Here is a 20830-nt window from a genome sequence, read left to right as displayed (position 1 = left end):
AAATCACCTAATAGCTGAATTTAAAGTGAATCTCAGCCATTCGCCACGCTTTATCCAATTGTTTTCATAAACACAAATATCTTTGGCACACACTGCACCTCAATTAAGCCAACATCGCCTGTGCCATATAAAACCCACAAATCGACTTCGCGTCAATCGGTTCCCCCGCCAAAATCGCTTTTTCCAACTCCTCCGAAGTCATCAAAACCGTTTCAATATCCTCATCCTCATCCTGCTCCGGTGGGTTCTCTAACAACTCTAAATCCTGAGCCAAAAACGCATAGATAATCTCATCCGAATATCCCGGCGCCAAAGGGAACTCCCCCAACTTTTGCCACTGATGAGCCCGGTACCCCGTTTCTTCCTCAATTTCTCGCCGAATCGTCACCCCCGGATCTTCATGGACTTCTACCGTACCTGCCGGGAACTCCAACAGCCGCCCCTTCAAGGCAAAACGATACTGCTTGACCAACACAAACTGTCCGTCACTGGTAATCGGCACCGCCATCGCTCCACCTGGATGCCTTACACACGACCAATCCCCTTCACTACCATTGGGTAATCGCAGTCGATTCGCTTCAAATGTATACTTGCGACCGTCATAAAACATTAACGGCTTCAGGATTTCGGGCGGTTCTTGAAATAAAGACATAGGTTGGCTTGTAAGGGAGGTCAGAGTATGGAGTTAAAAAAGCTTGTATCCAACAGTTTGGGAAGAGTGTCTTGAGGTTTGGCCCTCACCCCCCAGCCCCCTCTCCCAACCTTGGGCGAAGGGGAGAAATGCAAGCCCAAGGTTGAGATCTAGCTCCCCTCTCCCAGCTTTGGGAGAGGGGTTGGGGGTGAGGGCCTTAGATGTGTCCAGAGTCAACTCCCCCAACTTCGGGATACGCCTTTGAAAAAGATAAGAATGAGGTATGTGAGACCTTGGGGCAAGAACACATTATCTGTATTTGGCCCCCGGCCTCCAGTTCTGTGGGGAGAAAGCTCTTGCTTGTTGTTGCCTAGCAAAATATCACATTGGAAAATAACGAAAGAGATTGCAATTCATGCTCTCAATGCGTGAAAGAAATGGCAGAGGTAACCAACGAGTATGCCTTCTCAGCTGAATGACGCTGCCTAGTGAGACAGTCGATGAACCCCTGTATAGTCTACCGCCTTGGCCAGCTCGGCAATGGTTTGCTGTTGCACGGGATGCACCCAGCCTGGACAGATCTCGGCCAAAGGGGCCAGCACAAAAGCGCGTTCATGCAGACAGGGATGGGGCACCGTCAACGTCGGTGTCTGAATGACGGCCTGTCCAAACAACAACACATCTAGATCGAGGGTGCGAGGTCCCCAGCGCTCCCGTCGGACACGTCCAAACTGAGTTTCAATCTCCAATAGCTTCTCTAGCAAGGATTGAGGCGAGTAAGCTGTCAATAAACTGACACAACCATTGAGATAGTCGGGCTGGGGTGGTCCAACGGCTGCGGTTTGATACCAATGGGATTGGGTCAACACCAGAATTTTGGCGTCGTTTTGCAGGGTGGTAATGGCAGCAGAAAGGGTCGCTTTGGGATTGCCTAAATTTCCCCCTAAGGCAACCGCCGATTGCACCCAATTTGATTTTTCTCCGCCCATCTCCGAGCATTCAACCATAGGTGGGTCGATCTTGAGGTCGATCGGTCAGTGAGAACAGTGATTTACAGAATATACATGGTTCCTGGAAGCTGTTATGCTAGACACTCTAGAAGGTTTTGGCTGTGCCAACCGTTTTCTAGTGATTTAGCTAGAATTTTCTAGACTTATTTAATTTTATTTTTCTATAGTCTCCCTACTGAGTTCGACTCAATTATCCGTGGAGTTACAACACATTTTTAAATCCCCGAATCCCATTATTGGCGTTGTCCATCTCCTGCCATTGCCCACCTCCCCGCGTTGGGGCGGAAGCCTCAAGGCTGTTATTGCCAGAGCCGAACAAGAATCCACTGCCCTTGCCGCTGGTGGAGTCGATGGCCTTATTATTGAAAATTTCTTTGATGCCCCCTTTACCAAAGGCACAGTAGACCCAGCTGTGGTGAGTGCCATGAGTTTGGTGGTACAGCGGGTCAAAAATCTGGTTCCCTTACCCATTGGCATTAATGTGCTTCGCAACGATGCCTGTAGCGCCATGGCGATCGCATCTTGTGTCGAAGCCCAGTTTATTCGCGTCAATGTCCTTACCGGCGTCATGGAAACGGATCAGGGACTGATTGAAGGGGAAGCCCACCGCCTCCTGCGCTATCGCCGTGAACTAGGGAGCGACGTCAAAATTTTTGCCGATGTCCTCGTCAAACATGCCCGTCCTTTGGGCGCGCCCAACCTGACCACAACCGTCCATGAAACCATCGAACGGGGGTTGGCAGACGGCATTATTATTTCCGGTTGGGAAACGGGCAGTCCGCCAAATATTGGTGATTTGGAACTTGCGATTGATGCGGCTAAAGATGTTCCTGTCTTTATTGGCAGTGGTGCCAATTGGGAAAATATTCCCAGCCTGATTCAAGCAGCGGATGGTGCCATTGTTTCCAGCTCTCTGAAGCGTCATGGTCAAGTGGATCAACCCATTGATCCCATTCGCGTTAGCCGTTTTGTGGAAGCGATGCGCCGTAGCTTAACCCAGCAAGACGCAGCAAATGTGAAATCATCGGTTATGCTCGAGTCATAAATTAAGAGCGCCGTATCAATATGCCGCCTTGGGTTGCCTATGTAGCCCCGATGGCTACGTTTATGCTGATTACCACCCTGGAAGGGCTATGGCCAGAGGCCTATCCTTGGCTCTATGGGGTAAAGGTGATTGTTGTGTCTACACTGCTAGGCGTTTTGGCGCGTCCGTGGCAAGATGTTCGACCCGGTGGCAAGGTAACCGTGACTGCGATCGCAGTCGGTCTCATCGTCTTTGCCGAATGGATTTTGCTGGATCAATGGATCCCTTATCCCCCTCTAGGCCAGCGTGTTGGCTACAATCCCTTCGTCAGTTTGACGGGCTGGATCTTACCCGTCTTTTTGGCCTTTCGCTTCTATGGCTTAGTGGTGATGGTGCCGATTATGGAGGAGATCTTTTGGCGTTCTTTCCTCCTTCGGTACTTGAGCGTACCCGAGTTTCAGAAAATCCCTATAGGCACCTTTACCTGGGGAGCCTTTGCCATCTCTTGTGTGTTGTTTGGACTGCTCCATAGCGAGTGGCTGGTGGCTATTATCTGTGCGGTGATTTATACCATTCTGCTGAAGGTGACGAAGAGCCTCTACGCCTGCATGATTGCCCATAGCACCACTAATTTGGCGTTGGGAATCTATATTTTGACGAATTCAGCTTGGCAGTATTGGTAATACAGTGCTTCTGGCGCTAAATTCGCTGTGATAGTTTGTCACATGATTAAAGTCTGCCGTAAGCCACTTCACTATCAGGCACTGAATGTTCGACAAGGGTTAGGCGTTGAGCATCAGGAATGGTGAGCCTTGATTCCTAAAGGTTTTGCCCGCTTATGTTTCTACTGGAGGGGAGGGAGTTAAGGGAAACGTAATTTTAAATTGACTGCCTTTGTGTTCCTGACTCTGGACATCAATGGTTCCGTTCAACGATTGCACAACAATGTTGTAAACAATATGCAGACCTAGCCCAGTTCCCCCGATATGGCGGGCGGTCGTAAAAAAGGGATCGAAAATTTTGTTGAGCAGATCCTGTGAAATCCCACAACCATCATCACAATAATCCAGGATGACTTGGTTGTTGGCTGCTGTGATCTGGAGTTGGAGAGTGCCATTTATATCGGATGGATAAGCATGCTTAATCGAATTAGTGACCAGATTCGTTATGATTTGGGCGAAAATACCGGGATCCTGTGTCAGGACAATATCATCGTCCCCAAGGATGTTCAGCTGGTGCCCTGACCGTTTGATTTGAGGTTGCAGGCTGGTGCCAATTTCGTCGAGGTAAGTCTTAAGATTAAACGTTCTGACCGATTGATGAGATTGGTCGACTGCAACTTGTTTGAAGCTTTGAATCAGTTGACCGGCTCGATCCAAATTGCTGTTAATGAGTTGGGTTGATTGGCGAGCGACGTCGATGTAATGGTTGAGAACTGAACGTTTGAGCTGTCCTGATTGGGCAGCTTCCAAAAAAACATGGGTTTCGTCAGCTAGTGTAGAGGCAACGGTAATGCTGGTGCCGATGGGGGTATTGATTTCATGGGCTACTCCGGCGACAAGTGTGCCCAGAGCTGCCATCTTTTCGGCCTCTACCAAGCTAGCTTGGGCGGCTTTGAGTTCGGTTAGCGTCTTAACTAAATCTTCATTGAGTTCTTGTAACTGATGCTCCACTTGCTTGCGCTCGTGGACATTGTCATAGATCTGGGACACCATCAGGTGAAAAGTGGCGACGACTTCGCCAAGTTCATCACTTCTCCGAATACTCTGGGTCGCTAGAGCAGGTTGCGACTGATCGTGATTAATGGCTAGTCCCACTTTTTGCAGGTCTAGTCTTAACTGGTCGATGGGTTTGAGCACCAGCGGTCTGAGGGCTAACATCGTCACCAATGTTACCGTCACACAGATTAAGACAATCAGTCCGATAATCCGCCATAGGTAAGCAATTTTCTCTCTCTTGACCTGTGAGGCATCAAGACTGGCAATGACAGTATATTTTGTGGTGCCGAATTCAGAGGGAGACCAAGCGATGTCATAGATGAGGTCATTCGTATGTAGCGATCGAGTGATAGGCGAACGACTTAAGTCTGATGATTGGAGAGTAGGCGCTGTCCCAAATTGGGCAACGATTTGACCCCGAGGAGAGAGCACAACAGCCCCCCGTAACCGTGAATCAAAAACCAGCGATTGCTGTAGCAATGTTGAGTTGTCTGCGGATAAGCGGTCCCAGGGAATGTTCACCCAAGGTTTGAGGGTTGCCATCCCAGTCTGTTCTAGATCGGTCAGCAGGTCTTGTTCTCTTTTGGCATAGGACGGCAGCAGAATAATGATTTCGATCAACACTAGTCCTGCAAAGATCCAAAACGCAATTTTTCTGGATAACCGTCCTCGTAAAACTTCTGTCGGTGATAGTTCAAGCCAATGCTTCAGGCGACCATACTGGCGGAACATAGTGCGAATTGTTGCAGTGTTGGCAGTTGGGGAGAAATGCGGCCCTCTATTCAAATTATTGACCAGTTCAAGTTGAAACTTACTGCCGCTGCATAAGTCTTGAGTGATTCATCACCATCATCTTGATAGGGTTTTGTCGGAAACCGCTTTTACACCAAGGTTTCATTATCGACAGAAGTTTTCAGGTAGAAGAGACAAGCGGTGACAGTCTCTGCATGGGGATGGACTGAATCAGCTTCGGCGCGAATATAGTCTCCTGGACCGTATAACGTTTCCCCAATTCTCAGCTCTCCTTCTAGCATCAGGATCTCTTCAGGACCTGCATGGCGATGAGCAGGATAGGGTAGTCCGCCTGTGGCTGCTCTGACGAAACAGGTGAGTTCACGCGAGTCACGATTCAAGTGCAGTTTTGCCATTTCAAAACCGGGAGCATTAAACGGTCGCCATTTCAGATCAGAAAAATTAAAGTTTTTGCTGACGGGAATACCAGGTTCCTCAGTCGCTGGAGGAGCTTCTCCGGTCGTTTTGCGGAAAACGCGCTCTTTTAAGCCTGCGGGCAGGGATTGTTGAGGAACGGCATAGGGTAGGGTTGCGATCGCAGCTTGATACGCGGCAATTTCTGCTGTTAATTCTGGGTGAGCTTCCATTTGAGCTTCAACCCACTGGCATTCACCCTCTGCTAAACTCCCCAGAGCATACAAGGGAGCTAGTTCAAAAAAACGATCGGGAATATGTTCCGACATCAAGAGATCACTGATTGACTCCGAATATATTCAGCCAAATCGGCTGTTGCTTGCTGAAACATCTTTGCATAGACCTTGAGAATAAATGGACCTCCCAAACGGAGCCAAAACGAAGGCTCTAAGCTAACTTTATAGGTGAACTGACTTCGATGTTCACCCAAAGGAATGAGGCGATATTCTTCAACCAAAGCCTTTGCTAGAGGGAGGCTCATACCCGTAAAGTAGAATGCCAAACGCTGGTTCTGCTCCCAGACAAAGAAATATTCTTCTACAGTGACTGTAGTCAGTTTGACGGTGCGTGTAGTGCCCACCCCATAGGGTTGGGAGCCATGCCATTCCACATTGACAATCTCTTTGTACCATTGGGGCCAAGCCTCGGCGTTCTCAAAGATCTCAAACACCTGGGCCGGTGATGCAGCGAGTTCCACCTGATTCACGAATTGAACGGGGGCATTCTCCAGAAACTCTATTCCGACTGGCCGACAGTTGAATTTCATGCCTTATTCCCAATATTGGACGAAGCTGAGTGGCGCGAACGCCAACTGATAAGATATACGCCAGTTTGCCCATATTTGGATCTATGCCAGACCCCTTTTTTAACCAATAAGGGCAAGGTGATTGATGGTTGTAGGCATAGGGGTGGATGATGATAGACCGTGATACTCCTCATCTCTAAGGTGATGAGTTGCGAGCAAAAAATAACAACAGCAACCAGAGCATCCAATCGCTCTGGTTGCTGGGATTAGGCGGTGTTGAATTTTCTGGGTCTCGATTTAATGACCCGCTGTAATCTCAATAAAGTCTTGGACTTCTTCCAGCAATTCCTCTCGATCGAGGTGGCCTTTTTGGTGAATGCTTTGGACCGTATCGCCCAACTCCATCCGTTCACTAGCCGTAAGGTCTTTCGCTGAAACCACAATTACAGGGATATTTTGCCATTCTGGATTTTGCCGCAGCACCTTGAGGAACTCAAACCCATCCATCTCTGGCATCATTAGATCCAGAAAAATTAAGTCTGGGATGCCATGGGTACCAAGGACTTCAAGGGCTTGTTTGCCATTGCCCGCTGTTTTGTAGGGCCAATCTTCCCGCTCTAGTAGGCGACCTAGCATTTCTTGTGAAGGCAGATCATCTTCAATCACTAACATCCAGTTGCGATCGGCGGTGGTGACATATTTATCCAACAGTTCCAGCAGCCGATCCCGCTGTAAGGGTTTGGTCAGGAAGTCAGTCGCGCCCAAAGAGAAACCGACTTTTTCGGCATCCACCATCGTCATCATAATGACGGGAATATCTGCTAACTTGGCATTGCCCTTGAGATTCTGGAGGACGGACCAGCCGTCTAGTTCTGGCATCAGAACATCCAAAATAATCATGTCCGGCATCAGGTCTTCAGCGAGTTGTAGCCCCTCTACCCCTGAAGACGACGCCACGGCATCATACCCAGCATCCGTTAAAAACCGTTTCATTAAATCTCGGGCATACTCGTCATCGTCAATCACCAGTACTGTGCCACCCGGCTGTCCCTTAGCCGTTGTGGGTAACGAGATTTTACTGGGTTCGGCGGGGACAGATTGAGCGGGAGCCGATGCTTTCGATTCTGATTCCACTTGGCGAGGAAGATGGATCGTAAACTCGGTGCCGTAGCCGTATTGGCTGGTCACTGAAATATGACCGCCCATCATCTCAATAAACTGCTTGGTGATGGTGAGGCCCAGTCCGGTTCCCCCATATTTACGGGTGGTAGATGCATCCGCTTGGGTAAAGGCTTTGAACACTTTTTCCAGTTGTTCTGGAGTCATGCCAATGCCGGTGTCTTTAATGCTAAACACAACTTCTTCACCCGCATCTTCAGAGATGGTCAGGCTAACTTCGCCGGATTCTGTGAATTTACAAGCATTACTGAGTAGGTTGTACAAACTCTGACGGACTTTGGTTTGATCCGCATACAGAGTCCCGATGTTTTCAGGACAATGTAGAGAAATCATGTTGCTTTGCTTATCAGCAATGGGTTGCAATGTAGCAGCAATGGTTTTAACCATCGGTGCGATTTCAAAGGACTCCAAATAAAGCTCCATCCGTCCGGCTTCAACCTTCGACAGATCCAGCACTGCGTTAATCAGCTCTAAGAGATGCTTGGCCGACCCTGAAATTTTCTGCAAATCGGGGACAAAATCATCCTGCCCCATATCTTCGGCATCCTCTTCCAGCATTTCGCTGTAACCAATAATGGCGTTGAGGGGGGTCCGCAGTTCATGGCTCATATTGGCCAAGAATTCACTCTTACTCTTATTGGCCTCTTCTGCTTTCTCCCGCGCTTCTTCGGCGGCTTCCATACTGGAGGCGAGCTGGGCCGTACGAGCTTTGACCCGAGTTTCCAGCTCTTGGTTCATTTGTTTCAAGCTGGCTTCCGCTTCCTTGCGGATGGTTACATCCTGAAGGAATAGGGAGAGACCGTCCACACTGGGATAGACCCGAATTTCCAACCACATTTGGCTGGGAGGATAAAACACCTCGAAGGAGGTCTTTTGCTTCTCTTTTAGGGCTTGCCGATAGTCACTAAGATGATCGGCCCCCAGAACGTCTGGAAAGCTTTGCCAGAAATCTTGATTGAGCAGCTGTTGGGAATCCGCTTGTAAAATTTCAGCAGCTTTGTCATTGATATAGGTGATTTGCCACTGGGGATTGAGGGCGACGAAGGCATCGGTCAAACTGCTGAGAATACCCGAGACCCGTTCATTGGAGCGGCGCTGTTGCTGAACCACCAAATAGGCACCACCACTGACGAGGACTAACAAGCAGCCGAAGCTGAGTAGTCGAAATAGGTCGGCGGTTTGGGTGGCTGCATCATATTGATTGGTATAAGCCGCTTCTAAGGTGCTGATGGCTTGGGCCGTAGGCAGCTTCAGGATATCGCGGGTTAAGGTGTCGACCTGGGGCTTATACTCCAGAATCATCCGGGTATGGGCAAGGGCCAATTGAATGCCCTGAGAAGATTTTTTCCCCTCAAGCTGAGTGATTTGGGCTTCGATCTGGGGAACGAGATCTTCATCGGATGACAAGCTGTACAGCAAGACGTTATCCAATAGACTTTCTAACTGAATCGCCTCATCCGTTGATAAGCCTTTAGCAGAGCCCGTGCGAACTTCTTTTACCAATTCTGGCAAGTAAGTTAAGGAGTTTTTGAGGATGGCATTTTTGGATTTGAACGATTCAACTAACTCTTCTTTCTGGGTGAAGACCTGGTTGTTCTCGCTGAGCTGGGATAAGAGGCTTTGTTGGTTACCAATAAACCCAGGAACTTGCTTGAGATCCTCTTGTAACTCGAGCTGCTCGGATATGGCTCGGACGAGGGGGTCGTAGGAGGTTAGAAGGGCATATCTGGCCTTGAGTACGCTCTGGTTAACAGTGGCATCTTTGTCCAACTGTTGAGCCATGAGGGTGCGATATTGTTGATGCTGCTGGTTGTCAACGGATAAGCTTTTGGCAACGAAGCCGCCAAACAAGAGCAGGGCACCAGAGACCCCGAGGAGGCCAAGAAGTTTTTGTTTCTGCATTAGGCGACCTCTTTGATTTCACCATTTAAGGTGTTTAAGAATTTGATAATTAGGTCAATGTCTTTCTGATCTGCTTCGCGACCGAGTTGATATTTGACCATGATTTTGACAGCTTCATCTAGGGTTTGAGAGGAGCCATCATGAAAATAGGGGGCAGTTAAGGCGATATTTCTTAAGCTCGGTACCTTAAACATGTAGCGGTCGTCTTCTTTGCCAGTGACGTTGTAGCGTCCCAGATCCGCTTTAGTTTCATTCCCCCGGTCTTTGATGTAGTCACCAAAAACCCCAAATTTCTGATACATATTGCCACCGAGCAGCACGCCCTGGTGGCAGGCGACGCAGCCATACCCTTTGAAGCGTCGATAGCCTTCTTTTTCGTCTTGGGTTAGAGCGTCAGCATTGCCCCGGAGGAATTGGTCAAATTTTGAATTGGGGGTATAGAGGGAGCGCTCGAAGGTTGCGATCGCATCTTTGATATGGTCCGCGGAAATGTCACTCTCATAGAGTTTGTTAAAGGCATTCACATATTCAGGTGACTGCTTGAGCTTGCCAATAATTTCTGGCCAACTCGATCCCATTTCATTCCCCGCATGGACAGGACCTTCGATTTGCTCTTCTAGACTTGAAGCTCGGCCATCCCAAAATTGCTTAAAGTGAAAGCTGTTATTAAATACGGTGGGGGAGTTGATAGAACCTTTCTCACCGTTGATGCCAATGGAAACCGGTAGGCGATCGGTCCCCCCCATCGTTAAATCATGACAGCTGGCACAAGAAATATCATTGGTTTTAGAGAGTTTAGGATCATGGAACAATTGTTTGCCCAGAACCACTTTCTCCATATTTAATGAAACCTGCATCGGAATCGGCTCAATCGGCTCATCTCCAGCTGCGGTAATGGGGGGGCCTAGTTTTGCAATCACAGGTTGCTCCGTCATCCGTGCCAGTTGTAATGACAGTAGCGATGCAACTGCGAACAAAACAATCAATACTAGATGGCGTTTTTTAAACAGTCTGTTCACGCCCAAGACCCTCCTGGAGATAGCATTTCTCTAAACGTTGATGCATTTTTTACATAAGAGTTAAAGAAGACTTTCGAGAACAATAATTCTACTCTGTCTCCAACCCTTAGTTTGCCCAAATATGGGTCTCTTTCAACAAGATATTTGTAAATAAAAATATCGCAATGATAGGAATTTAAGGGAGTTAGGTCAATTATTTGTAATAAACTCAAAATGTAAGTCTATACTGAGATTCACAGAGTTTAGCGTCAATTATTGGTTGTTTTGGGTCGACAAATAAATGTTTTTGAAGTTCAGTTTATAGCGTTGGCATGGGCAAACTAATTCTAGTCTGTGTGTATTTATTCCCTATTATTTTTCAAGGGAAACTCCCATCAGCTAGTAAACTATTGTGGATCTCGTTTCTTAAGATTTCAGTATGAACCGCCGAAAAGTTTTGTCATGGTTGACCTTAAGTTGGATTTCAGGAATCGTCTCTGTTGTGATTGGGGCCTGTACGAACCGGACTTCAACCTCCTCAACCCCAGCGCCTAAAGCTGAAGCGACCCCAGGTGGGTTTATCAAGGTGGGCCAGACCCAAGACTTAGACAAAAATGGCCGTATTCTGCAAACCTTGAAAGGGAACCAAAAAGTTCTAGTGGTGAGAGATCCAAAGAACGCTGATACCCTTCATGCGCTTAATCCAACATGTACCCATCAGGGTTGCCCCGTAGATTGGAAACAGGACTCTCAAGATATTTTCTGTGCTTGCCATGGTTCCACCTATACACCGGATGGAGCTGTTGCTAAAGGACCTGCCTCTGAGCCGCTAGAAAGCTATGACATCAAAGTAGAAGGTGATGCCATTCTGGTGAAGCCTCAAGCCAGTTAATCTAGCCAGCGATTCACACACCTCAGGGATTAGAGAGGCCATCATTACATGCCGAAGATTCTTTTAGTTGAAGATAATGAACTTAACCGCGACATGCTCGGACGTCGCTTGAAGCGCCGAGGATATGATGTTGTGATTGCAGTTGATGGCGGTGAAGGCGTCACGAAGGCGCTAACGGAACAGCCTGATCTGATTCTTATGGATATGAGCTTACCCGTGATGAATGGCTGGGAAGCGACGAGAACCCTCAAAGCTGGAGACCAGACCGCCACTATTCCAATTATTGCCCTTACGGCCCATGCAATGGTGGGTGATCGAGAAGAGGCTCTAGCGGCAGGGTGTGATGATTACGATACTAAACCTGTTGATCTGAAGCGGCTGTTGCAAAAAATTGAAACCCTATTGCAAAAGACTCAAGAACCATCAGCGCCATCACAACCTTTAGAAGCTGTGGCAAAAGCAACGCCAGCCCCTAACGCCGTTGCGACCCCCGATATTCCCCGTTCTGAGCAATTGGTCACCGCTACTGCTAGAACAGCTTCAGCAGATCAACAAGAAGTGAGTGGGGCGACTCCCCTGGTTGCAGCTACACCCCGGCCCTCCTCTCCTCCCCCAACGTCTGCCCTTGAACCGACGACACCGACATTACTAGTCGTGGATGATGTCGAGGCGAACCGGGATATGTTGAGTCGGCGTCTTCAGCGTAAAGGCTATGAAGTGGCGTTAGCAGACAGTGGTGAAGCAGCCTTGGAACTGATGGCCACCACTGATATTGCTCTGGTCTTACTGGATATTATGATGCCAGGCATTGGGGGGATTGAGACCCTGAAGCGTATTCGGCAGATCTATTCCCAGGAAGAGCTGCCGGTGATTATGGCAACAGCCAAAGATGCCAGCGAAAATGTGGTCGAAGCCCTAGAACTAGGGGCCAATGATTACATTACGAAGCCCATTGATTTGCCCGTTGCCCTGGCACGTATTCAAAGTCATCTCAAAACCCGTGAAGCCTCAGTCGCTGCCCGACAGCAGTTATTAGAATCGACCGTTACAGCGGCTCCTCAACCCTCTTTTTGGGATGACCACTTTCGCTTGGTTGAAGTAATTAGCAAGCATGCCTTCGGACAAACGGTTATTGCCCAAGATCTGCAAGAACCGGATACTCCCCTGCGAATTGTTCATACCTTTCGACTAGACACCAATAATTCAGAGGTTTTGCAGTCGGTTCAAGAGCTGTTTTTAGCTGAGATGACGACTTTGAAACAGCTAGCTCCCCATGTGCAATGTCTTCCGGTGCTCAGCTTTTTACAGGATAGTGAAGTCCTGTATGTGGTGCATGAACATGTTGAAGGGGCCCTGCTGAGTAAAGTATTGGCCTCCAAGGCTCCCTTAAATCCCCGCATGACCTGTAAGTTTGCAGATGAAGTCTTAACGATTGTTGAAATTCTGCATCAGGCCGATCTGGTCCATAGTCATCCGCATCCCGATTGTTTTCTACAGCCCAATGAGAAAGGTAAAAAACTAGTCCTGATTGACTATGGGGTAGTCCCCCGTATTCTCAGTAAGCTTAGTCTTCAATATCCACAATATCAAAAACTGCTTCAGGATCAAGGCGATATTTTAGCCCCAGAAATTAGCTACGGTACCTTTAAACCTGAAACGGACCAATACGTGGTGGGCAAAATCTTTTTGCAAGCCTTACAACTATCAGCACCAGGGGATGATCCAGAATTGGCTGAACTGCACCAGGCGACAGCTCAGATTTTCGCTCAGATGTGCCACTTTAATATCCAAGCACGGTATTCGACGATGTACGATGCCAACCGGGCTGTCCGCAGCCACTGGCACAAACTCTGGAAGGCTGAACTTTCTAAAAAGCTATAGCTTAAAGTAGCCCCGCTAAATGCAGGGGACCATAACCGCTGATCAGTTCAACCAGTAATGCAATAAAGCCGACCATCGCAAAGCGACCATTCCAGCGCTCTGCTGTGGTGGTCATCCCCCATTCCCAACGCTCTTGAGGATACAGCTTGATCTTTTTCTGGGGGCGAAAAACTTGAGAGAACCTAAGGGAAGGCTTGTCCAGATATTCCAGCACCATCTCACTGAGGGTATCAATAAAGTCTGGATGGGTATTGACAGCTGGCATCCGGCGAAAATTTTCAATGCCTGACTCTAGCGCTAAATGCCGGTATTCCATATCGATTTCTTGGAGCGTCTCGATATGTTCCGAGATAAAGCTAATGGGAACCACCACTAAATCTTTAACCCCTTGCTGACCTAAATGGGCAATCACATTCGTGGTGTAGGGGCGTAACCACTCCATCGGTCCCACTCGGCTTTGATAGGCCAAGATATGGGGATTAGGGCGTTTTAACGCTTCCATGATCAGCTGGGTACTGGCTTCAATCTCCTGCTGATAGGGGTCTCCTGATTCAGTCACATAGCTGAGAGGGACGCCATGGGCGCTAAAAAATACGGTCGTTTGGTCTGGATTCTCAAATTGATCCAGCTCTTGACGCAAAAAGTCGGCCATAACTTGAACATAGCCAGGGCGATCGTGCCAAGAGGAGATAACGGTGTACTTGATTTTTTGTAATGCTGGATCTTCAGACCAAATCTTTTCCAATAACCGGATACTTGAACCACTCGTACTAATAGAAAACTGAGGATACAAGGGCAGGATAACCAGCTCTTCAATGCCATCCTGTTTAATGCGGTTGACGGCCTCTTCTGTAAAAGGGTGCCAGTAACGCATACCGATATAGACCTGGGCGTCACATCCCTTAGCCTGTAAGTCGTCTTGGAGCGCGTGGGCTTGGGCTTCGGTGATCCGTCGTAGAGGGGATCCGCCTCCGATTTGCCGATAGTTGTCCCGAGACGTTCGGGCTCGCATGGTTGAAATTAACCCGGCAAAAGGCTTTTGCATCCAGGCAAATGGCAGTCGTAAAATTTCTGGGTCAGCAAACAGGTTATACAAAAAAGGACGTACATCCTTTAGCTGTTCTGGTCCCCCTAGATTCAGTAATAGAACACCGACACGGCCCATAACCTGATGATTGCCTTTGTTAAACTCTGTTACTTATTTTAACAACATTGTCTGGGTAAAGCATTGACAAATGACCAATATTTCTGATAGAGCTATGCAGCTCAGGTACACACTGGTTTAGAAAGACTCCAAGACAATGACTGAACTTCAGAATCGTGACTTGAGATCGCGCTGAGGGTTGCTTAGCCGCCGCCAACAATCGTTACGATTTCTAAGCGATCTCCCATCTGCAAGTGGGTGGTTTCCCAAAACTGTCGATGCAGAATTTCGCCATTGTATTCTACCGCCACGAGGCGAGGATTGAGGTTTAACTGTACCAGAAATTCTGGCAATAACATGCTGGGTGCGCAGGTTTGTCGCTCTCCATTGACTTGGATATTAATCATTTTCATTTGGAGGAATCAGTCCCAAAAGCGATTCGATAGGGGGGCGTCTCTTTCCATATTAGGTTCACGATCAAAAATAAATCCTGAAGCTTGGTGGATGAGCTGGAGGTATAGAATGCGCCAATGTGGTCTCTCTTCTAGACCGACTTTATGGGGCTGGAGCAGATGTTTGTGGAAACTGCTTTAACATCTGTTGGACAGCCTGGGTTGGGGAAGGGGCATGCATAATCGCTCTCACCACAGCTACCCGTTGGGCGCCTGCGGCCAAGACTTCGCCAAGATTGGACTCGTTAATGCCGCCGATGGCGTAATAGGGCATGGGTGCATGTTGATTGGCATAGCGAATGTACTCATGACCAACGGCAGCTTTGCCTGCTTTGGTAGGGGTTTCATAGATGGGGCCGACGCCAATATAGTCTGCTTCTTCTTGGATGGCTCTTTCCATTTCTTGCGGATTGGTGGTGGAGCGCCCTACTAGCTTACCGGGGCCTAACATTTGACGGGCCACCGCCATAGTCATGTCTTGCTGTCCTAAGTGAACCCCATCGGCATCCACGGCTACAGCAATATCAATTCGATCATTGACGATAAACAGAGCATTATATTGATGGCATAGCCGACATAAAGTCTGGGCAACGGCCAAGCGCTGATCGTCGTCCGCTTGTTTCTCTCGATATTGAACCAGCTTTAGTCCTCCCTTTAAGGCGGCTTCGACGACGGCGGTCAACTGGTCGCTGGGGGACGTGACTAGATAGAGCGGCGCATCAAGTAATTGCTGCAAGCGATGGCGAGGCTGGAGTTGAGTGTCTAGGGTATACACCTGATATCGCATCTGCTTACAGGCCGCTGCCATCTGGGTATCGTAAATCTTGCTGTATTCCTCTAGGACTCGCAGGGCTTCTTGTACCCGGCAAAGATTGGCTTGTACAACCGTCGGCAAGTCAGTACGGATTGCCTCTTGGGGATGGGTGAGCTGGGTGCCTGGATCATTGGGGGTATCTCGGGCCATCCGTAAGGGGGGATGATGCCAATGGGCCAATTCCTGGCGGAGTTGCTTGCACTGAGCACTCATCTGAGAATCTTCTAGACCAAATCGACACCATTCTTCAATCACCCGCAACCCTTCCCGTGCTCGATCGAGGTTGGCATCCAAGATGCGATAAAGGGTCGAGTTTGCATTCATCATTAAAAAAAGTATTACGAATAAACCTTTTCTATCCTATCAAGTGGTTGAGTCTAAACAAGCACTCAACTGAGGTAGAAGAGTGTTAATATCCTTATTATTTTAAGATTTCTAATTGATCTGAAAAATGTCCAGGCATTAAGTCAATATTTAGAGCCGACTTGAGTAAATAAAGACCTAATAGCAAGATGGCAGAGATGAGTAGGTTCATCGCCACAATTAGAATAAAAGCAGCGATCATATTGCCTGCTTTAGTTGCGCGAGATGTGGGATAAGAACGCTGGCCTTTGCGGATGTCTTTGCCCACCATTAATACAACGTAAAAACGTGAGAACAATAAGTCAATGACAAAGCGAATATCTATGAGTTTTGATCTACGCTTTTTGCAGGTGAAATCCTGACTTTCTGCCTGATTATGATTGATACTTAAATGGGCTGTTTTTTGAGTCACTTCATGGGCAATGGCTTTACTAATAAATTTCTTTATCTCCAGTACTTGGGATGTATTTAAATTGGATAAAAGACTGGGATCGATATGTTTGATATAGTCAGCCCCAGAGATCGGCTGTGACGGAGTATCAGTTGAAGATATGGCGTTCTGGTCTTTGGGGGTGGTGTGATTTCGATCTTTGGAAAATGAGGATTGAGGCAACCGAGGTATCTCCTGTAACTAAGTCATGTAGAGTAGGGCCATCGCTTGGGGAGTAAGCATTGATCCCACATAAAGTAAACGACCGATGATCAAGCCTGCGCCTGTGAGCATCAGCAGACGATAAAAAGTCTTTTGTCGAGACCAGCCCAACGCCTGAATTGCTGATCGAGCAAATGCCAGCAACAGGACAACCCCAATGGCGAATATCCACACCCCTACTAATGAGATTGCCCAAGTTGGCCCTTTCCAGTGCATTAGTAAGGGGGTTGCGGTGGTGTATGCAGCGATCCACACGACGGAAACGACCCATAGCATTGCACCTGCGATCGCACCAGTATCTGCCCAGGCAACATAGGCAATCAGCAGAAGGGTCCACATCCACATCATTAGGGGGGCGGCATAAGCTGCCAAAATCCACCCCACAGCCCCATAGGCCATCAGTAGACCGAAGAGATAGCCCCAGGCATAAATGGGGTGAGCCATGCGTTTTCTATTCATACTGTCAGGATGGACCGTTTGAAGAGCGAATTGAACGGGCGTTTAGATCATTCGCCCAATCCTGGAGAAACCCTGAAAAAAATTTTGGTCAACTATATTATCTTTTGAAAATAAAATTAGAATTAATTTGCATATTTCTATAGGTGTGATGCCCAAGATCTCAGCAAAGAAATAGCAAGATTTATGGTGTCAAAAAATGCATTTTGGTCAAAGTGAATCATTTGATCGATATCTGAATTTAGGGTCCAGATCCTAGAGCTTAAATAGCTATTTATACTCAATTAACTCTGGCTCTTCGACTCTAGAAAATAGAGGCATTTGTTAACTTATATTTCACTTTTAGTTTTGAGTAAAAAATAGGATAAAATTTGGCACCACCGGCCATTTTAATTTTGAGTTGAATGGGATTTTGCAGCCGAGTAAATCTGAGTTCAGCTCACAGACTTGGTATGGAAATTTCTAGAAAGTTTGGCCAGCTTTAACAGCAAATCACTCACATTTTGGGAAGCGGATAGGAGTCATGAAATATCATTTAAGTCGGGTTGCGGTTTCGGTCTCCAGCCTATTTCTGGGGCTGTTGATTCCGCATGCAGCCCAGGCTTATACCTTTGGTCAGGAGGAAGTGGACCAAAGTAAATTTATTGCGATCGCAGTTCCGTTTGCAGAAGGGAAGCAATATAACCTGATTATTCTGGAGCAAATCTCATCGACCCAAGCCTGCTGGGAAGAAAAAGCGGATCAGCCTGGCGTTATCGAGCCTTTGCTCCTCCAGTTTGACTTCACGGGTATCTGTGGACGGAGTACGGATAGTAATGGGTATTCCATTCGCCAAGCTGGGCAGGACTACGCCTTGGACTATCGTCTGTCCGTAGTGAAGAAAAATGGCAACCTCGTACTAATGGGATATCCATCTCGAAATCCCCAAGCTCCCAAGCTGAAAATAGGCCAAACCCAAAATTTGACCGATGGCTTTTTGAAAATTGAGTTAGAACCCGGCTGGCGGTTTTCCAAGCGGAGCTACAACGGCAAAACCTTGGGTCATATCTATTTCACCCGTGACGAAGTGCCGAGTACAGATACTATCGCTGAAGCCCCTTCTGATGCGGTACCTCCCATCGAGATTGAAGAACTTCCACCTGCCCCACCGGCAGGTGATGTGGAGAGTCTCCCCCCCTTAGACCCTCCCCCAGAAGAGTCAGCCCGGCCATCTGCAGCTCCCCCAAAAACGACGCCTCAAGAACACTCCCAAGAGCGGGATGAATTAACGAATCTCATTACCTCTCCCATTGAAATTCCCGTACCTAAGCCGGGACAATCCCTGGGTTCTGCTCCTTCTGCTCCTCCATCCCATGCCCGTAAAACGCCAGGGGCGATTGCTCTGCCTCGCCCAGAAACCGATCCAGAATTACCTGAGTTAGCGGGTGAAAGCCCACCACCGCCGTCCCTTACCGCACCCCAATCGAATCGATACAGACCCTCTGCCAAAACTTCAGCGAGTAAACGGCGAAAACTGGTGAGATTGGCGGCTAAACCACCGTTGTCTAAGGGATTCTTTTCTAGACCCATTCCTATTCCAGTCCCCTCTCCTCGCCGCGCTGCCGCTCCCATTCCCATTCCAGTCCCTTCCCCCCGTCGTGCCGTTGCTCCCCTTCCTAAAGCATTACCTAACTTACCGATTCCAGGACCGACCCTCAGCTCGGATGGTGTTCTTCCCGTCCCTCAACAGACTGTGCCCTTGGGGCGCTATCGTCCTGCTTCAGATATTTATGCAGCCAGTCAGGATGCGGGTCGTGCTCAACAGCTTGCCGCTATTGCAGGAACAGGTAATCCTCCACCGCCTCCCCTGGATGAGCGCTCCAGACTTCGCTATCGCGTGATTGTTAAGGCGAATAGCTCGGCGGATTACAAGCGAATTAAAACCCTAGTACCGGATGCGTTTCGTTCGAGCTATAAGGGCCGATCGGTCTTACAAGTAGGGGCTTATGAAAAACGTGGAGAAGCCGATGAGCGCCTGGATATGTTGAGTTTAGAAGGGATTGACGGTATTCTCGATATTCGTTAAAGCCCCGACCTATCGGGTGAATCTGCATAAGGTGTTGCAGCAATCGCCAAGTGGGCGAAATCAAACAGCTGTGGATCAGCAAGCTGGGACAATTCGATATTTTGTAGACTGCGAAAGATCGTTTCTAATCGCCCCGGTGTTTCTTGCTCCCAGGCTTGCAGCATTTGTTTGACTTGGACCCGTTGTAAGGTCTCTTGAGATCCACATAGGGTGCAGGGAATAATCGGAAACTGCCGTAAATCGGCATAGCGTTGGATATCGGCTTCGGGGCAGTAAGCGAGGGGACGGATCACCATGTGCTGGCGATTGTCGCTCAATAGCTTGGGGGGCATGGCTTCTAGCTTGCCAGCATGGAACAGATTCAGAAAGAGGGTTTCGATAATGTCTTCTCGATGGTGACCGAGGGCAATTTTGGTGGCCTGTTCTTCTTGAGCAACTCGATAGAGAATCCCTCTTCGTAATCGAGAACAAAGGCCACACATGGTTTTGCCTTCTGGGATGACTCGTTTGACCGTACTGTAGGTATCTTCTTCGACGATGCGGTAAGGGACTTGGAGTTGGTTTAGATAGTTGGGTAAAACCTGTTCTGGAAAATTGGGTTGTTTTTGATCGAGATTGACGGCCAAGATTTCAAAATCAATGGGGGCAGCCCGCTGTAGATGCAACAAAATATCCAGCAGGGTGTAGGAGTCTTTGCCACCGGACAAACACACCATAATCCGATCGCCAGCTTCGATCAGGTTGTAGTCACGAATGGCCTTGCCCACTAGCCCTCTGAGGCGAGCTTGTAGCTTTTTCAGTTGTTTGGAGGGGTGGAGTTGAGTGGCGGTCATAAACAGATTGGACAAAAGAGCAATCAATACTGGGGAATATTTAGTTCACTCAGAGGGAGCAAATGCTGAAGGATAGGGGGTTGTATCTAGATGGCAGTATCATTCCTAAATCGGGATTGATAGAATTTTAACAATCTGCCCATGCTTTCCTATCTTACTGATTGGCTGGAACAAGTATTGATTGGGTTTAGCCGTGCGACGTGTTACGTGTTTTACCTGGTTCCGTTGCGCTTACAGACCTTCCAAAATCAACATCATGATGTTCAGATTCTCGCTGCAGGTGTGACGAAAGCCAGAAAGATGGAGGCCGATGCCCCGGTTCAGTATGAGCTGGGATGGGTCGCGTCTAGGCGCGGCATGCTGATTCTGACAGAAACATGTCTATTCTGTGGGGATTGGGAGATTCCTCTGGCAACGGTGAGTGAAGCCGTATTGCTGAGCCTAACGGGGGGATATGTTCTCAAGATTTCTACAGTGGCAGGAGACCATTACCAATTTGGGCTGAATAAAAATCGCGCTTGGGAAACTCAATCCGTACTGCCATTAACCAAGCAAAAAGGCAGTATCAAGTATTCGCCCCAAAGTTTGATCCTCAGGGCCATCGTGTTGATGGGTGTACTCTGGTATCTCTATCAAGGAATATTAGCGGCAAATCTGGCAAAAATTCTATTGGCGTTAATCGCGTCTGCGCTGGTCGGGATTCCTCTACTTCTGCGCATCCTCCAAAAACTGCAACAGAATAACTGATCTAATGTGCGTGTTGCTTAGTCAAACACCAGGGAATCATAAAGGAGGTTAATTCAGACATTTGATGGCAGAAAAACGTTACACAGTAGATAATCTCCCGGCTGTTGGAACTATATAT

19 protein-coding genes are annotated in these 20830 nt (G+C 48.1%); 6 read left to right on the top strand and 13 right to left on the bottom strand.

Features of this window, described 5'->3' with window-relative positions; genetic code table 11:
- Window positions 1-103: 103 nt before the first annotated feature.
- Both AM1_RS08815 and folK read right to left on the bottom strand, forming a co-directional pair.
- On the bottom strand, window positions 104-652 hold the full coding sequence (locus AM1_RS08815) for an NUDIX hydrolase (protein WP_012162487.1): 549 nt from the start codon (window positions 650-652) through the stop codon (window positions 104-106).
- 464 nt (window positions 653-1116) lie between these two features.
- A complete protein-coding gene (folK, locus tag AM1_RS08810) occupies window positions 1117-1638 on the bottom strand; it encodes a 2-amino-4-hydroxy-6-hydroxymethyldihydropteridine diphosphokinase (RefSeq protein ID WP_238549200.1) in 522 nt (173 codons plus the stop codon).
- Window positions 1639-1837: 199 nt separating this feature from the next.
- Between folK and btpA the strand changes: the two genes are divergently transcribed.
- Window positions 1838-2686, top strand: coding sequence for a photosystem I biogenesis protein BtpA (btpA, locus tag AM1_RS08805; RefSeq protein WP_012162483.1), 849 nt, complete (start codon window positions 1838-1840; stop codon window positions 2684-2686).
- Between the two features lie 20 nt (window positions 2687-2706).
- Window positions 2707-3348, top strand: coding sequence for a CAAX prenyl protease-related protein (locus AM1_RS08800; RefSeq protein ID WP_012162482.1), 642 nt, complete (start codon window positions 2707-2709; stop codon window positions 3346-3348).
- Window positions 3349-3501: 153 nt separating this feature from the next.
- Here AM1_RS08800 and AM1_RS38230 read toward each other — a convergent pair whose 3' ends face one another.
- From AM1_RS38230 to AM1_RS08775, 5 genes are all read right to left on the bottom strand, one after another.
- On the bottom strand, window positions 3502-5115 hold the full coding sequence (locus tag AM1_RS38230) for a sensor histidine kinase (RefSeq protein WP_012162481.1): 1614 nt from the start codon (window positions 5113-5115) through the stop codon (window positions 3502-3504).
- A 149-nt stretch (window positions 5116-5264) separates the two neighbouring features.
- A complete protein-coding gene (locus AM1_RS08790; RefSeq protein ID WP_012162480.1) occupies window positions 5265-5858 on the bottom strand; it encodes a cupin domain-containing protein in 594 nt (197 codons plus the stop codon).
- A complete protein-coding gene (locus tag AM1_RS08785; protein ID WP_012162479.1) occupies window positions 5858-6355 on the bottom strand; it encodes an SRPBCC family protein in 498 nt (165 codons plus the stop codon). The genes AM1_RS08790 and AM1_RS08785 overlap by 1 nt, the downstream gene beginning before the upstream one ends.
- 276 nt (window positions 6356-6631) lie before the next feature.
- A complete protein-coding gene (locus AM1_RS08780) occupies window positions 6632-9415 on the bottom strand; it encodes a DAHL domain-containing protein (protein WP_012162478.1) in 2784 nt (927 codons plus the stop codon).
- A complete protein-coding gene (locus tag AM1_RS08775) occupies window positions 9415-10434 on the bottom strand; it encodes a cytochrome-c peroxidase (protein WP_012162477.1) in 1020 nt (339 codons plus the stop codon). Before AM1_RS08775 ends, AM1_RS08780 begins: the two co-directional genes overlap by 1 nt.
- Before the next feature lie 418 nt (window positions 10435-10852).
- On the opposite strand from AM1_RS08775, the gene AM1_RS08770 reads away from it, so the two are divergent.
- Both AM1_RS08770 and AM1_RS08765 read left to right on the top strand, forming a co-directional pair.
- A complete protein-coding gene (locus AM1_RS08770; RefSeq protein ID WP_012162476.1) occupies window positions 10853-11305 on the top strand; it encodes a QcrA and Rieske domain-containing protein in 453 nt (150 codons plus the stop codon).
- Window positions 11306-11353: 48 nt separating this feature from the next.
- Window positions 11354-13186, top strand: coding sequence for a response regulator (locus AM1_RS08765; protein ID WP_041659458.1), 1833 nt, complete (start codon window positions 11354-11356; stop codon window positions 13184-13186).
- 1 nt (window position 13187) lies between these two features.
- Here the strand turns inward: AM1_RS08765 and hemH are convergent, their stop codons facing one another.
- The 5 genes from hemH to AM1_RS08740 form a co-directional block, all read right to left on the bottom strand.
- Window positions 13188-14351 carry a ferrochelatase gene (hemH, locus tag AM1_RS08760; protein ID WP_012162474.1) on the bottom strand — a complete coding sequence of 388 codons (1164 nt, stop codon included), beginning with the start codon at window positions 14349-14351 and terminating at the stop codon, window positions 13188-13190.
- A gap of 182 nt (window positions 14352-14533) precedes the next feature.
- Window positions 14534-14743: a sulfur carrier protein ThiS gene (gene thiS / locus AM1_RS08755; RefSeq protein WP_012162473.1), complete on the bottom strand. Its 210-nt coding sequence runs from the start codon at window positions 14741-14743 to the stop codon at window positions 14534-14536.
- A gap of 142 nt (window positions 14744-14885) precedes the next feature.
- Entirely contained in the window at window positions 14886-15923 is a 1038-nt protein-coding gene (locus tag AM1_RS08750; protein ID WP_012162472.1) for a thiamine phosphate synthase, read from the bottom strand.
- 94 nt (window positions 15924-16017) lie between these two features.
- Entirely contained in the window at window positions 16018-16572 is a 555-nt protein-coding gene (locus AM1_RS08745; protein ID WP_012162471.1) for a hypothetical protein, read from the bottom strand.
- A gap of 18 nt (window positions 16573-16590) precedes the next feature.
- Window positions 16591-17070: a hypothetical protein gene (locus AM1_RS08740; protein ID WP_041659451.1), complete on the bottom strand. Its 480-nt coding sequence runs from the start codon at window positions 17068-17070 to the stop codon at window positions 16591-16593.
- A gap of 520 nt (window positions 17071-17590) precedes the next feature.
- Here AM1_RS08740 and AM1_RS08735 point away from each other — a divergent pair.
- Window positions 17591-19132: a DUF3747 domain-containing protein gene (locus tag AM1_RS08735; protein ID WP_012162469.1), complete on the top strand. Its 1542-nt coding sequence runs from the start codon at window positions 17591-17593 to the stop codon at window positions 19130-19132.
- On the opposite strand, the gene ttcA is transcribed toward AM1_RS08735, so the two are convergent.
- Complete coding sequence (gene ttcA, locus AM1_RS08730) at window positions 19129-19965, bottom strand: tRNA 2-thiocytidine(32) synthetase TtcA (protein ID WP_041659447.1); 837 nt, start codon at window positions 19963-19965, stop codon at window positions 19129-19131. The two genes, AM1_RS08735 and ttcA, sit on opposite strands and share 4 nt — an antisense overlap.
- A gap of 141 nt (window positions 19966-20106) precedes the next feature.
- On the opposite strand from ttcA, the gene AM1_RS08725 reads away from it, so the two are divergent.
- Window positions 20107-20712, top strand: coding sequence for a hypothetical protein (locus tag AM1_RS08725; protein WP_012162467.1), 606 nt, complete (start codon window positions 20107-20109; stop codon window positions 20710-20712).
- Window positions 20713-20830 lie beyond the last annotated feature (118 nt).

Source organism: Acaryochloris marina MBIC11017 (assembly GCF_000018105.1).
Classification (GTDB): domain Bacteria; phylum Cyanobacteriota; class Cyanobacteriia; order Thermosynechococcales; family Thermosynechococcaceae; genus Acaryochloris; species Acaryochloris marina.
This window is presented reverse-complemented; position numbering and strand designations above follow the sequence as displayed.